The 13,853-nt window shown below is 70.4% G+C and carries 13 protein-coding genes; 4 read left to right on the top strand and 9 right to left on the bottom strand.

The annotated features are described in order from the left end of the window. Positions 1-96: 96 nt before the first annotated feature. The 4 genes from ACLJQM_RS17625 to ACLJQM_RS17610 form a co-directional block, all read right to left on the bottom strand. The gene (locus ACLJQM_RS17625; RefSeq protein ID WP_360765365.1) at positions 97-600 is read right to left on the bottom strand and encodes a GNAT family N-acetyltransferase; all 504 of its coding nucleotides are present in this window, start codon (positions 598-600) and stop codon (positions 97-99) included. Between the two features lie 31 nt (positions 601-631). Beyond that, complete coding sequence (locus ACLJQM_RS17620) at positions 632-1,417, bottom strand: IclR family transcriptional regulator (protein WP_360766198.1); 786 nt, start codon at positions 1,415-1,417, stop codon at positions 632-634. Between the two features lie 133 nt (positions 1,418-1,550). Beyond that, positions 1,551-2,999: a PH domain-containing protein gene (locus ACLJQM_RS17615; protein ID WP_410632188.1), complete on the bottom strand. Its 1,449-nt coding sequence runs from the start codon at positions 2,997-2,999 to the stop codon at positions 1,551-1,553. A gap of 74 nt (positions 3,000-3,073) precedes the next feature. Beyond that, positions 3,074-3,583: a PH domain-containing protein gene (locus ACLJQM_RS17610; protein ID WP_410632041.1), complete on the bottom strand. Its 510-nt coding sequence runs from the start codon at positions 3,581-3,583 to the stop codon at positions 3,074-3,076. A gap of 171 nt (positions 3,584-3,754) precedes the next feature. Here ACLJQM_RS17610 and ACLJQM_RS17605 point away from each other — a divergent pair, with 171 nt between their 5' ends. The 3 genes from ACLJQM_RS17605 to ACLJQM_RS17595 are packed head-to-tail and all read left to right on the top strand — an operon-like array spanning position 3,755 to position 6,236. Beyond that, positions 3,755-4,672 carry a proteasome assembly chaperone family protein gene (locus ACLJQM_RS17605; protein ID WP_410632040.1) on the top strand — a complete coding sequence of 306 codons (918 nt, stop codon included), beginning with the start codon at positions 3,755-3,757 and terminating at the stop codon, positions 4,670-4,672. Next, the gene (locus ACLJQM_RS17600) at positions 4,672-5,430 is read left to right on the top strand and encodes a class I SAM-dependent methyltransferase (RefSeq protein ID WP_360765374.1); all 759 of its coding nucleotides are present in this window, start codon (positions 4,672-4,674) and stop codon (positions 5,428-5,430) included. Before ACLJQM_RS17605 ends, ACLJQM_RS17600 begins: the two co-directional genes overlap by 1 nt. Then, positions 5,427-6,236 (top strand): class I SAM-dependent methyltransferase, encoded by an 810-nt coding sequence (locus tag ACLJQM_RS17595; RefSeq protein WP_360765377.1) that lies wholly within the window; start codon positions 5,427-5,429, stop codon positions 6,234-6,236. Before ACLJQM_RS17600 ends, ACLJQM_RS17595 begins: the two co-directional genes overlap by 4 nt. Here ACLJQM_RS17595 and ACLJQM_RS17590 read toward each other — a convergent pair. Beyond that, positions 6,233-7,219, bottom strand: coding sequence for an MCE family protein (locus ACLJQM_RS17590; protein ID WP_410632039.1), 987 nt, complete (start codon positions 7,217-7,219; stop codon positions 6,233-6,235). The genes ACLJQM_RS17595 and ACLJQM_RS17590 overlap by 4 nt on opposite strands. A gap of 69 nt (positions 7,220-7,288) precedes the next feature. Then, complete coding sequence (locus ACLJQM_RS17585; RefSeq protein ID WP_410632038.1) at positions 7,289-8,470, bottom strand: FAD-dependent monooxygenase; 1,182 nt, start codon at positions 8,468-8,470, stop codon at positions 7,289-7,291. Positions 8,471-8,585: 115 nt separating this feature from the next. Between ACLJQM_RS17585 and ACLJQM_RS17580 the strand changes: the two genes are divergently transcribed. Then, complete coding sequence (locus tag ACLJQM_RS17580) at positions 8,586-9,236, top strand: TetR/AcrR family transcriptional regulator (protein WP_247019084.1); 651 nt, start codon at positions 8,586-8,588, stop codon at positions 9,234-9,236. Here ACLJQM_RS17580 and ACLJQM_RS17575 read toward each other — a convergent pair. The 3 genes from ACLJQM_RS17575 to ACLJQM_RS17565 all read right to left on the bottom strand — a co-directional run bounded on the left by ACLJQM_RS17575 (position 9,233) and on the right by ACLJQM_RS17565 (position 13,738). Further along, positions 9,233-9,508: a YggT family protein gene (locus ACLJQM_RS17575; protein WP_247019086.1), complete on the bottom strand. Its 276-nt coding sequence runs from the start codon at positions 9,506-9,508 to the stop codon at positions 9,233-9,235. The two genes, ACLJQM_RS17580 and ACLJQM_RS17575, sit on opposite strands and share 4 nt — an antisense overlap. An 86-nt stretch (positions 9,509-9,594) precedes the next feature. Then, positions 9,595-11,109: a carbohydrate-binding protein gene (locus ACLJQM_RS17570; RefSeq protein ID WP_410632037.1), complete on the bottom strand. Its 1,515-nt coding sequence runs from the start codon at positions 11,107-11,109 to the stop codon at positions 9,595-9,597. 199 nt (positions 11,110-11,308) lie between these two features. Next, positions 11,309-13,738: a DUF6185 family protein gene (locus tag ACLJQM_RS17565; protein WP_410632036.1), complete on the bottom strand. Its 2,430-nt coding sequence runs from the start codon at positions 13,736-13,738 to the stop codon at positions 11,309-11,311. Between the last annotated feature and the right edge of the window lie 115 nt (positions 13,739-13,853).

The following is a 13,853-nucleotide window of genomic DNA, read 5'->3' as shown; positions in this document are numbered from 1 at the left end:
TTCCCCCTCCGGGACCGGCCCGCACAGTAGAACACATGTTCGACTGTGTGCGCCAGTGCATCCCCCGGGTAGGGGAGGAACGGGCAAAAGACCAGGTCAGAGCGGTCGGATCATCGCGACACGCGGCCAGGCGTCCAGGCCGCGGGCCGCCTCGGCACCGCGGATCGCGCGCAGTCCGTCGCCGATTTCACCGTCCGGGATGACCCGGAACCGGAGCCGCTCGTAGTAGGGCGCGTTCCACGGCACGGCCGCGAACGTCGTGAGCGTCAGCGCCGGAAGATCGCGCGCGAGGGCCCACTCGGCGAGCGCGTCGATGAGCGCGCGGCCCAGTCCGCGCCGGGCGTGGCCGGGGCGGACCGAGACCTGCTCGATGTGCGCGTGCCCGTCGACGACCTCCGCGACGAGGTAGCCGACCGGCCGGTCGTCCTCGTCGACGCTCACCCACGCACGGCCGTCGGCCTGGTACACCGCCAGCTCCGCCACCGAACCGGGGTCGTCGTCGGCGATCGCGGTCATGCCGATGTCGCGGAAGAGGCTGCCCGCCTCGCGTTCGACGTCGATCAAAGCGGGCAGGTCGTCGGGGCGCGCGAGCCGGATCACCCGGCCATTCCTACGTGCTCGCGCGCGATTTTCACAGCGAATAAGACGAGATCGTCCGCTGGATCCGGGTCGCGTACTCCTGCAGGGCGGTGATCGCGGTGTGCCGGGCCGCCTCGGTGATCCGCGCGGCCGGGCCGGCCAGGCTGAGCACCGTGGGCCGCCGCCCGGGCGCGTGGACCGGCACGGAACAGGCCCAGACGCCTTCGTCGATTTCTCCCGAGCTGACCGAATACCGGTTCTCCAGCGCGTACTTCAGCTCGTCGCGGATGGCGGTGCCGCGCTGCTCGACGATCGACGGCAGCCGCCGGTCGCGCTCCATTTCGGGCAGCAGGGCGAGCAGCATCTTGCCGGACGCCCCGAGCCCGAGCGGCGTCGAATGCCCCGGCTCGAACGTGAACCGCATGGCGCGGTCGCACTCGACGCGGTCCGCGCACACGGCGGCGTCGCCGAACTGCTGGAACAGCAGCACCGTCTCGCCGAGCTCCCGCGCGGCTTCCTCCATGGCCGGTTTCGCCAGCTGCACCAGCCCGTTCGCCAGCTGCGCGGCCCGCGCCAGCGGCATCACCTGGCTGGTCAGGTGGTAGTGCCCGGCACGGCCTTCTTCGAGCAGCTGCAGCTCCTTGAGCAGCGCCACGTAGCGGTAGGTCGTCGCGACCGGGGTGCCGATCGTCGCGGCGAGCTCGGCGACGCTGGCTTCCCAGCGTCTTTCGGAGAAGGCGAGCAGCAGCTGCAGGACCTTGCGGGAACTGCTGGCACCGGGGGTGCGGCGCGGGGCGGAGGTGGCGGAACCGTCGACGGCACTGACGGCAGGCGTCATCATGACCTCTCGGTGAGACAAAAACAGCCTTCGCTATCACGCGGGGTGAATAAATTAGCACGTTCTGTTAAACGAAGGCCAGCATTCCCACCTGGGGCGAAAAACCATCGGAACGCGCCATTCTTGTAGATGTTCAGCCGCGCTCGAGGAACGGCGTCAGCAGTCCCGGAACGGCCTGGTCCGCCAGCGCCAGACCGTCGGTCTCGCCGACGTCCAGCACGCGGTACCGGCCCTTGCCCGCGGCGACCGGTGCGATCACCGTGACCAGGCCGGCGCGGCGCTGGAAGTACGAGCGCTCGACGACGATCCCGGTCATCCCGTCGCAGCGGACCGCCGCCGTGCCGCGGTCCAGTGAGCCCGACCGCGTCACCAGGTAGCGGCCGGTGAACGCGTGGCCGAGGCCGCGGTAGCGGTCCCAGCCGACGAGCGCGGCGAACGGCAGCAGCACCAGCGCGGCCTGCCACGGCCAGTCCGGCAGCGCGCCGAGCCACGCGAGGCCGTAGAGCGCCGCGGCGAGCAGCAGCACCCCGACGACCGCGCGGGAGACCCGCCGGTACAGCGCCCGCCGCGGGTGGCGCGTCAGCGGCGTCGCCACCGGGTCTTCGCCGAGCACCTCCGCGACGACTTCGTGCGCCTTCGCGAGCGGCGCGGGCGGCAGCAGCAGGCCGCCGCTCTTGTCCGCGCCCTTGCCCTCCCGCAGACCGCCGGCGATGGCGACGCAGCGGGCGCCGCCGGCCAGTCGCAGCGGCAGCGGCTCGCGGATTTCGACGCCCCGCAGGCGGTCCTCCTCGATCGACACCGACCGCGTCGTGATCAGCCCGCGCCGGATGTGCAGCGTGCCGGCGGGCTCGCGGGTGAGCCGGAAGTTCCAGAACGAGAGCACGTACCCGCCGACCGACAGCACCGACACGAGCACCAGCAGGCCGACGGCGGCCAGCACCAGGCTCAGCCACGTCGGGGTGTCGGTGAAGTGCCCGAGGACGGTCTGGACGAGGGAGAACTGGATCGGGTCGAAGTGCAGTTCGTGCGCGAAGTGGTAGACGGTGCCGACCACCGCGCCGACCACGGCGAGGCCCGAGAGCGTGAACGGCGCGTACCGCAGCCACTTCTTGTCGACCGCGGCCACGAGCTGCTCCGGCGGCGCGGTGACCTCTTCGGAGTGAGCCGCGGCCTTACGGTGTAAGAGCAGTGTCCGCAGCCGCTGCGCTTCGGCGATCGTCACGGCGTCGAGGACGAGCTCGTCCTTGCCCGGCCCCTTCCCGTGCGAGTGCCGCCCGGTGCCGATCCGCGCCGCGGCGAGGGAGAACAGCCGGTGCTTCGGCTCGGAGGTGACGTCGACGGTGCGGATCCGGTCGCGCGGGATCGCCCGCTGCTTGCGCAACAACAGCCCGGTGTGCCACTCGACCTGCGTCGCGGTGATCCGGTAGCGCGAAGTCAGCACGTGCGAGACGCCGGTGAACACGGCGATCGCGGTGAACGCCAGCCCGATCCACTGCCACGGCTCGCCGTGCCCGAACAGCAGCGCGCCGAGCAGCACCGGCAGTGACTTCACCAGGTCCAGCACCGGCCGGATGAGCAGCATGCGCCGGTCGAGGCGGTGCCAGGGCGCTTCCTGCGTCCCCTCGGCGGGCGGGGTCACGACGGCTTCGGTGCTGCTCACGTCGCGTCCCCGCGCACGGCCTGGGTCGTCTTCGTCAGCTCGTCCGCCAGCTCCAGCGCGCGGCCGTGCGCCAGGCCCGCGATGCGCAGCGGCCCCGCCGCGGACGCCGTCGTCACCGTGATCTTCGCCAGCCCGAACAGCTGCTCGAACGGGTCGCGCTCGATGTCGATGGTCTGGATCCGCGAGACGGGCGCGATCCGCCACTCCTGCTTCAGCCAGCCGGCCTGCGTGTAGACGGCCTCGGCGGTGACCTCCCAGCGGTGCACGCGGTAGCGCCACTGCGGCATCACGAGCAGGTGCAGCGGGGCGAGCACGCACGAGACGACCAGCGTCACGCTCAGGAACGACGGCGCGTCGTCGCTGGTCACCACGATGACGGTCTGCAGCCCGATCAGCAGGATCCAGAAGATCGCGGCGGTCGCCGTCCAGTAGCCGATGGCCCGGCGGCTGACCCGGTGTGCCGGTGGCCGCAGCCGCAGCGCCGTGTTCGTGGTGTGTTCGCTCACGCCTCAAGCGTGCCCGATCGGAGACTTGCGCGCCCACGACATGTGTCACGATGCCGATCCGGTCCGGCCTCGATCGCGTGCCGTTACGATCTGCGACACCGTCGGAGGAATGGAATCCCCGTACGCGTGTGTTGTGCTTGAAGGACGCTTATCGGCAAGCAGGAGGACCAGGTGGGACTCGATCCCGACGACCTGTACGAGGTGGACTCGGACGTCCCCGACCTGACCGGGGCGGTGCTGATGCACCACTTCGAAGGGTTCATGGACGCCGGCTCGGCGGGCCGTCTGCTGGCGGAGCACCTGCTGACCGGCGATCACCGGGTGGTCGCCCGCTTCGACGTCGACCGGCTCATCGACTACCGCTCGCGGCGGCCGACGATGACCTACGCGGTCGACCACTGGGAGGACTACGACGCGCCCGAGCTGGTCGTGCACCTGCTGCACGACACCGACGGCACGCCGTTCCTGCTGCTGTCGGGTCCGGAGCCGGACCACGACTGGGAGCGGTTCTGCCTCGCGGTCCGCAACCTCGTCGAGCGCTGGGGCGTCCGGCTGACCGCCGGCTTCCACGGCATCCCGATGGGCGCGCCGCACACCCGCCCGCTCGGCGTCACCGCGCACGCCACCCGCCAGGACCTGGTCGGCGAGCACCAGCCGCTGCCCAACCGGCTGCAGGTGCCGGGCAGCCTCGCCGCGCTGCTGGAGTACCGGCTCGGCGAGTGGGGCCACGACGCCGTCGGCTTCGCCGCGCACGTGCCGCACTACCTGGCGCAGTCGACGTACCCGTCGGCGTCTCTCATCGTGCTCGACGCGCTGAGCCGCGCGACCGGGCTGAGCCTGGCCGAAGGCGAGCTGCGCGCGGCCGCGGAGCTGGCCGACGCCGAGATCAACCGCCAGGTCGCGGAGTCCGCCGAGGTCGCCGACGTCGTCCGCGCGCTGGAGCGGCAGTACGACACGTTCGTCGAGGCTTCGGAGAAGGGATCGCTGCTCGCGGAGTCGGAGGAGCACATGCCGACCGCGGAGGAGCTCGGCTCGCAGTTCGAGCGGTTCCTGGCCGAGCAGAACGGCGGCGACGGCCCGGAGCGCTGATGACGCGCTACGACGAGATCGGCGTCGGGTACGCGCTGGGGCGGCGCACCGACCCGCGGTGGCTGACGCCGGTGCTCGACGCGCTCGGTGCCGCGCGGTCCGTGCTCGACGTCGGCTCCGGGACGGGGTCCTACGAGCCGCCTTCCCGGCACGTCGTCGCGGTGGAGCCGTCGGCGGAGATGATCCGGCAACGCCCGGACGGCGCCGCGCCGGTCGTGCGGGCGGTCGCGGAGGCGCTGCCGTTCGGGTCTTCGTCGTTCGACGCCGCGCTCGCGGTGCTGACCGTGCACCACTGGCCGGACTGGCGCCGCGGGCTCGACGAGCTGCGCCGCGTCGCGCCCCGGCAGGTCGTGCTGGCCTACGACACCGCGCTGCACAACGACTTCTGGCTCGTGCGGGAGTACGTCCCCGAAGTCGCGGCGCTCGAACGGTCGCGCCCGTCGGCGGCGCAGATCGCGGACCACCTCGGCGCGTCGTCGGTGCTCCCGCTGCCGGTGCCGTGGGACTTCACCGACGGCGTGTTCCCCGCGCACTGGCGGCGGCCGGAGGCGTACCTGGACCCGGCGGTGCGGCGAGCCTGCTCGGCGCTCGCGCAGACGTCACCCGAGGCCGTCTCGCGGGGGATCGACCGGCTGCGGGCCGACCTCGAGTCCGGCCGGTGGCACGCGGACCACGCGGAGCTGCTGGCGCTGCCGGAGTGGGACGCGGGCTTCCGGCTCATCGTGGCGGACGGTGCGTCAGGTACCGTCCCGGGATGAACCGCGCTGAAACTCGTTCACCCGTAAGGAAAACGCTGGGCAAGCTCCTCCACGCGCTGGCCTCGAAAGTGGACGACCCGTACACCGATCAGCTGAACCGGATGGCCGCGGAACTCCGCGAGGAGGTCGTCCGCCAGGGTGACCGAGTCCTCGATCGGGTGGTGGAGTTCGAGATCCGCAGCCGCCGCGACATCGTCTACGCCGGCGATCAGGACGCCGCGCTGGAGAGCAACGTCTTCGCCCGCGAGCACCTCGTCGGCTCGCGGCACTTCGGCCGTCCCAAGGAGACACTCGAGTACGCGCTTTCCCTGGCGCCGGAAGGCGGCATGGCGCTGGAGTTCGGGGTCGCGTCCGGCAACACCCTGCGGACCATCGCCCGCGCCCGCGACGGCCGCGACGTCTACGGCTTCGACTCCTTCGACGGGCTGCCCGAGGCGTGGCTCAACGGCATGCCCGCCGGCGCCTTCGCCCGCGACGACCTGCCGGACGTCCCCGGCGCCGAGCTCGTCGTCGGGCTGTTCACCGACAGTCTCCCCGGGTTCCTGGCGGAGCACCCCGGGCACGTCGACTTCCTGCACGTCGACGGCGACCTCTACAGCTCCGCCAAGACCGTGCTCGATCTCTGCGGGCCGCGGCTGCGCGCGGGCAGCATCGTGCACTTCGACGAGTTCTTCAACTTCCCCGGCTGGAAGCGGCACGAATACCGCGCCTGGACGGAGTACGTCGAGCGCACCGGCGTCGAGTTCGAGTACGTCGCCTACACCTACAGCGACAACCAGGTGACGGTGAAGATCACGAAACCCTAGCCGTGGCAGCCCTCTTCGTTCAGCGGGCCGATCGAGGGCAGGATCAGCCCGCACAGGTAGCCGTCGATGAAGCGGCCGTTGCCCGCTATGTTGGTGCCGAGCCGGACCAGCGGTGCGAAGCCCTTGATGCCGGCCGCGAGCGCGTCCTGGTTGCGCTGCAGCATCGACGTCAGCTGGTCGAGCTGAGTGAGCAGCGGGCCGACCTGCGACTCGTTGTCGTCGATCAGCCCGGAGAGCTCGGTGGCGAGCTGCCGCGAGCCGTCGAGCAGCGCGGTGATCGCCTGTTCGCGGGCACTCACCTCGGAAAGCAGCTGGTTGCCGTCGGCGAAGAGCCGCTGCACGGCGGCGTCGCGGTCGACGAGCGTCCGCGACACCGTTCTGGTGCCGGCCAGCAGAGTGCCGAGCTGCCGGTCACGGGAGGCGAGCGAATCCGAGAGCCGGGACAGCCCGCCGAGCGCGGCGCGGACGCTCTGCGGCGTGTCCGCGAGCGTCGCCGAAAGCGTGTCGAAGCTCTTCGCCAGCCGCGTGGTGTCGATCCTGTCCACAGTGGACGAAAGCTCGCCGAAGGCCGCGAGGATGTCGTAGGGAACGCTGGTGCGCGCCCGCGGGATCGGCTGCCCGGGGTCGAGCGTGCCGTCGCCCTCCGGGTCGAGCGCGAGGTACTTCTGGCCCAGCACGGTCTTGAGCCGGATCGCCGCGCCCGTCGCGTCGCCGAGCCAGACGTCCTTGGCCTTGAAGGAAACCAGCACGTGGTCGCCCCGCAGCGACAGGTCCGTGACGCGCCCGACCTTGACCCCCGCGATCCGGACGTCGTTGCCCTCGGCCAACCCGGCCGCTTCGCTGAATTCCGCGGAGTACGTCGTGCCGTCGCCGAGCACCGGCAGGGAACGGACGTTGAGCGCCGTCAGCACGCCCAGCGCCAGCACGGCCAGCCCGGCGAGCGCCGTCCTGACCGGCGCGTCGGCGGCCCGGCGCGGTGACATGGCGTCGAGGGTGACGCACGCCACGCCGGGCCGCCAGCCGAGTCCCCCGATGAGACGAAGATCGGCGGCTCACGCGGCGGTGAGCGCGGGGTACTCCCGGTACTCGACCGCGTTGGCCGCGCGGTCGGTCATCCACGTGAACACCTTGCCGAACAACCGGGTGCTGATCATCCGGTAGGCGCGGTTGCGGCTGCGGATCTTGGCGGCCGTGAGCGGAGCCAGGAAGTTGCCGGAGCCCTTGCCGTTCTTCTGCCCGACCGTCGCCGGCTTGCGCAGCCGCTCCTCGTACTTCGCGAACGCCGTCACGTGGTCGCCGCCCGCCGCCGCGAGCTCGCCGGCCAGCACCTGCGCGCCCATCATCCCGAGCCCGGTGCCGGAGCCGCCCGGCCCGGCGCACCAGGCGGCGTCGCCGAGCAGCACGATCCGGCCCTTCGCCCAGCGTCCGAGGTGGATCTGGCTGATCGAGTCGACGTAGAGGTCGTCGGCCGCGGGCAGCGCTTCGAGCAGCCTCGGCACCTCCCAGCCGGTGTTCGCGAACAGCCGCGCGACGAGGGCGCGCTGCTCGTCTGGCGAGCGGCGGAACTCGACGCCGTCGGCGCCGAAGACGAGGCTGACGTGCAGCTTGCCGGCCAGCCGGTGACTGCCGACGGTCACGCCGCGGCCGGGCTCGTTGTACATGACGCTGGTGTGGTCGAGCCCGAGGTGGTTGGGCGCGGTGAAGCCGGCGATGCCGAAGCCGAGGTCGTGCCGGAAGTCCCGCTCCGGGCCGAACGCGGCGGCGCGGACGCCGGAGTGCACGCCGTCGGCGCCGACGACCAGGTCGAACGTCCGCGGCGCGCCGTGGCGGAAGGTGACGTCGACGCCGCCGGCCGTCTCGGTCAGCGCCGTGACGCGGTCACCGAAGACGTATTCGGCGTCGTCCTTCGTGTGTTCGTAGAGGATCCGCGCGAGGTCGCCGCGCAGGATCTCGACCTCGCCGCTCCAGGCGGCGCCGGGCACGGTCAACGCGGGCCGGGCGTCGAGGCCGAGCAGGGTCTGGTCGCCCATCGCCGTCTCGTACCGGCGGATGTCGTCGAGGACGCCCATCGCGGCCAGGAGCTTGACCTGTTCACCGCGGAAGTCGACGGCCTGGCCGCCGGGGCGCAGCGCGGGAGCGGTTTCGACGACGGTGACGCGGTAGCCGGCGCGGTGCAGCCACCAGGCCGCGGACGGGCCGGCGATGCCGGCGCCGGAGACGAGCACGGTCTTCATCGGGGGTTCCTCTCGGTCGTGGTGACCCGAGGGTGCGCGGCGCCGCTGACGGTCCGCGCACGGTTCGCTGACCGTTCGCCCGGTGGGCGGGGGTCCGAGTGGCTAGCATGGCGCGGTGGACCGCTCCGCCGCAGACCGGATCCCGCAGGACGGCGACGAAGCCGTCGAGGCGCGCATCCTCGGCGCCGCCGCGCACCTCATCGCCGAGGAGGGCTTCGGCAGGCTGAAGATCGGCGCTGTCTGCGCGCGCTCGGGCTACGCGCGATCGGTCATCTTCCAGCACTTCGGCGACAAGGAAGGGCTGGGGCAGCGGCTCGTCGAGTTCGCCGTCGAGGAGTTCACCAACTCCTACAGCGAGGCCGTCGCGGCCCGGACCGGGGCGGCCACCGCGACGCCGATGGACCTGCTGCGCGCCCTGCTCGACATCATCTTCGAACTGATCCGCACGATGCCGACGCTCAACCAGGCGTTCCTGGCGCTCTGGGGCGACGGCGCGGCGGAGTACTCGGCGCTGCGCGGCACGCTGACCGAGGCCGACCGCCGGTTCCGGTTCGCCATCGCCCAGACCGTGGCCAGCGGTGTCGCGGACGGCTCGATCACCGGCGTCCGCGACGCCGACGCGTACGCCTCGGCGCTGCTCGCCCAGCTCCGCGGCATCTCGATGCAGGCGCTGATCGACCCCGACGGCATCGACCTGCGCGGCCTGCGCGCCGAGCTGGAGAGCAGCGTCGACCGGCTGTCCGCGGGGTTCCGCGGCCGGCTCTAAAGCGCGTAGATGATCGACCGCAGCACGATGACACCGATGAAGACCAGCGTGAAGGCGAGGTCGAGCGAGATTCCGCCGATCCGCACCGGCCGCACGACGCGCCGGACCGGCCCGATGACCGGCTCGGTGGCGGCGTAGGCGAGCCCGCGCGCCCGCCGCGCCCACGGCGGGGTGTTCGCGACCACCGCGACCCAGTCCAGCACCATCCGCGCGACCAGTACCAGCAGGTACAGGCTCAGCGCGAAGCCGAGCAGCGTCCACAGGGCACCCATGGTTCCTCCCGTTCTCCTACCCCGAGAACGCACGGACGGACCCGGAAAGTGCCGGATCCGTCCGTTTCACAGCTTTTCAACAGGAACTACCCGAAGGTCACGACCAGGCGCCCGTCCGAGGCGAAGGACCACCGCAGGGTGCCGCTGTAGGACGAGCACCGCGACCCGTTCGTCCCGGTCCAGAACTGGTTCGAGCTGTCGGCGTTCCCGGCGGTCTTGTCGTTCGACCCGTCGACGGCGAACCGGCACGAGGTGTTCGTGCGGAAGACGGAGGTGCCGGTGTCGAAGGAGAAGTTGCGCTCGGCGTTGTCGATCCCGACGTTGTCCGAGACGGTCATCGTGCCGGGGTTGCTGTTGTAGGTGAACCCGTGGTGCCCGTTCCGGTAGGCGATGTCCCGCCGCACGACGTGGTTGACGGCGATCTTGTCCCCACCGAGCTTGAAGCCGTTGCGGTCGCCGTTCTTGTTGACGGTGCCGTCGCTGAGGGTGCCGTTCGAGTAGGCGAGCGAGTCCTCGATGGTGACCGGCCCGATCGGCCCGGTGTCGGTCTTGGTGTAGAGGTCCCACCCGTCGTCGATGTTGTGGTGCGAGACGTCGTAGCGGAAGACGTTGCCGGTGCCGGAGGTGAGCTTCGAGGCGAACCCGTCGGCGTCCTCCCCGTCGGAGTCGGCGTTGTCGTGCGATTCGGAGCTGACGACGAGGTTGTTCGACGGCCATTGTGCCTGGGGGGTGTCGGAGGCGATCCGGGAGATCTGCAGACCGGAGTCGCGGTTGAAGCGGGTCACCACGCGCTCGACGACGTTGTTGCTGCCCCCGACGAAGATCCCGTTGTCCCCGGCCCGTTCGACGACGATGCCCGCGACGCGCCAGTAGGAGCCGTTCAGCGCGAGCCCGCGGTTGGCGGGGTCTTCGGCCATGGCGGAGAAGTTGAGCACGGGGGTCTCGCCGGCGTAGGCGGAGAGGGTCTTGCGGGAGCTGGATGTTCCGCTGTTGGCCGGCGGGATGGTGACGGTCTGCGAGTAGTTGTAGGTCCCGCCCCTGACCGAAATCGTCCCACCGGCCCCGATCTTGCCGATGGCGGCTGGCAGGGTCAGGGGATCGGCGAGCGTCCCGGCGGCGGAGTCCTTGCCGTTGGGGGCGACGTAGAGGGTGGTGCCCGCTTGGGTGCCGCCGGTGGTGAACTCGGCGTAGTCGATGTTGGGAAGGCCCCCGGCGGTGGTCGGACTGAGGCGGACCGTGCTGCTGCCCGCCGGGAGCGAGATGGTCTGCGACGCCCAGGTCGACCAGGACCCGGTGGCGGCGAAGGAGAGCGATTGCGTCTTGACGCCGTCGACGAGGAGGTCCGCGGCCCGGGCGCTCGTGGTGCCGTTGGCAAAGCGGATGATCGCGCTCTCGGCGCCGGCGGTGGAGAACTGGACGTAGGCGCCGATGGCGTTGTCCCCGTTGCAGAAACCGGAGCCGGAGTAGCCGGCCCAGTTGCTGTCGACGGTGCCGCTGCAGGTGGCGGCCTCGGCTTCGACGCGCTGGGTGGCGGCGACTGCGGGTGTGGCAGTCGCGGCGATGAGGGCCGCGGTGGCCGCGAGTGTTGCGTATGAACTCATGCACGCCTCCTGGTAAGTGGACTTCAGAGGGTGAGAGCGCTCCCGGGAAACCTCGGTTTCCGTTGGGGCGTACGGTATCACCGGCGGCGCGGGGTTGGGGTGGGCCAAGTGGGTCACGTGCACTGAAAACGCTTTCATCACGACTCTGGAAGCGCTTTCACACTTACCCGAGAACCCCGGCAACCGGTACTGCGAGTCCTCACTTGCGGGAGAATTGCGCGGGATCGATGCTCGGGAACGAAACCTCGCCCCCGGTGAGCGCGGTCCATATCGCCAGCAGGGCCGCGACCAGTGTGATCACCTCGACGATGTGGCTGCGTACGTCGGACAGACCGAAGGTGGCGAGCACCCGTCCGACACGGCCCCGAGTGGCTGATCGAGGTGGGAGGTCTGCCTGAGCGGCGAAGTCAAGACGCAGTGCCACGAACAGCATGACGAGCGTGAAGAGCGCAGCGTCCGCGAGTGGTACCCAATCTCGTAGGCCGCCGGACGCACGGTCGAGGAGGAGTTGCCCGATCGGGGCGGTGGCGTAGGTCAGCACGATCGGCAGGATTTTGGCCGGACCCCGGTTTCCGGGTAGGTGCTGCCAGGAAAGACCCAGCGCGGCCGCGGCGAGCAACCACTTGACGGCCTCCCACGCGACCGCGTCGACCATGGTCAGCACCAGCGAGTCCTGCTGGTTGATCGACAGGTGCGGGTATATCACCCACTCGGTGGTCAGCAGACCCGCTCCGGCGATGAGCGACGGCAACACGGCGAACCTGGTCGCCGAGCGCATGGTGTCCAGCGGGGATCCACCGGGGCCACTCGCGATGAGGACGTGCACCGGAGTGGGCTCGGGTCCGCGTGGTTTCCCGTCGGTGAGCCACTGCACGGCCCTTTGCCGGAGAGGAACTGGTTCGAGCAGCGCGCGGGTGACGGAATGGTGCTCGAGCACTGGCTTCCACAGCTTCGGCACCAGCAGCCAGAGCAGGGAGAGCGGGATCGCTCCGACGAGCCAAGCCCACCACCAGACGCCCCAGATGTGGACGTCCCACCACATCGGGCCGAGGACGAACAACGCGATCGCGACCGGCATCGGCGACTGCCGGTTTCGCTCGAACCAGTAATCGGCGTAGCGCCGCCACACCGCGACGGCTCCGACCAGGAGCGCCAGCCACGCCATTTCGTCCAGCAGGTCCAACGGGTAGTACCGGAAGAGCCTGGCGACGTCTCTGCTCAGCGGTGGAGCGCCGAGCCACTGCTGGCGACGGTTGTTGACGTACTGCAGAACCAGCTCTTCGAGCACGAGGGCAGCGGAAAGCGTCGAACTCACCCACCACAGCCATCGTGGCGTGGCCATCTGCCCTTTCACCAGGACGAGGAGCGCTTTTCCCATGCCGGCAACGAGAAGCAAGGTGATGAGGAACGCCAGCGCGACGGTGCCGGGCACCTGCCAGAACGTCTTCGAACCCGATGGACCCGGACGAGCGGCGAACGAAGCAGCGGAGCCGACCGCGAGCAGCAGCAAGATGGGGATGCGAGGCATCCACCACCGCATCGCCGACCATCCGGCGAAACCGAGCAGCACCGTTGCCGCGATCCAGGCGATTTTCGGCCAATAAGGCGAATTGCCGGGCAGTACCGCATCCGTGACGGCTTGGGTTCCGGCGAAAACGACGACGTAGGGCAGGATGCGTGCCGCCCGGCGGGCGCGGCGACCGGCTGCGGGCTCGAACCTGACTCGCGCTCGCGGTGCTCGCAGAACCCAGCGGACGAAGAGAGCGAAGATGAGCGCCGAGAGCCAGTAAGCGCCCCACACGAACGGTTTGTGGTCGCGGTCGGTCGCTGCCGCGGAGAACGCGCTCCGGATGTCCGGACGGAGCTCGGCGGACACGACCGTGTAGTCCGGGAACGCGCTCAGGTTCCCGTCGCGTGAGGCCGCGGGGGTGAACGGGGGCCAGTGCAGCTGTTCGCCGCCCAGTTCGGCCGATTGCCCCGGTTGCGGGGTCGAAAGCCACCTGGCGGGTGCGGTCAGGGTGACGTCCCACTTGGCGTACCGCAGACCCTCCGGCGAATACATGGTCAATGCCCACGGGAGGTCGCCGGTGGTGTTGATCTTGATTTGCGTGAAGTCGGCCCATGCTTCACTCGTGCTGACCAGGTCGACGTAGGTGTGTTGGGTGACGACGAGGGCTCCGTTGTTCGTCACGACTGTCGGCGGTGCTTCGCGCACCTCCGACTCATCGCGACTGTAGCCAAGAAGACAGGAGAAGGCGGCCTGACCGGAAGCACCATCCGGGCGGGACAGCAAGAATTCGGCGGCCGGCGCGTTGCGGGGGACGCTGATCTCCAGGTCGCTGGTCATGCGGGGGTAAGCCAGCCCGTCGACCTCGAGCTTGACTCGCGCTGTGACGGTCGCCTGCCGAAAGGTGCCATCATCACATCGCGGCGGTTGTGCCGCTGCCGGACCGTGCGGCAGCGAAAACCAGAGCGCACCGCCCACCGCAGCGGAGCCCATGGCCATTACGAACAGAGTGGTGAGGACCCAACGACGCCACCACGCGCAGAGGTGCCGCCACGCGACACCCAGCGCTCGTAGCAGGCGAGCGGGTTGCCGTACGCGGATGAGCAGCTCGGTGGCGAGCATGCGCGTCGTGCGGAGAAGACCCCGCTTCGTCTTGCGACGCGGCCGACGAACTCGAAAACGGGGCGTGTGCAACGCCACCAGGGACCTCTCTTCTCAGGCGCAAGTGCCTGAGAAG

Source organism: Amycolatopsis sp. cmx-4-83, assembly GCF_046548815.1.
Taxonomy (GTDB): Bacteria; Actinomycetota; Actinomycetes; order Mycobacteriales; family Pseudonocardiaceae; genus Amycolatopsis; species Amycolatopsis pretoriensis_A.
The sequence above is the reverse complement of the archived record's forward strand: the minus strand, read 5'-3'. Positions and strand labels throughout refer to the sequence as shown.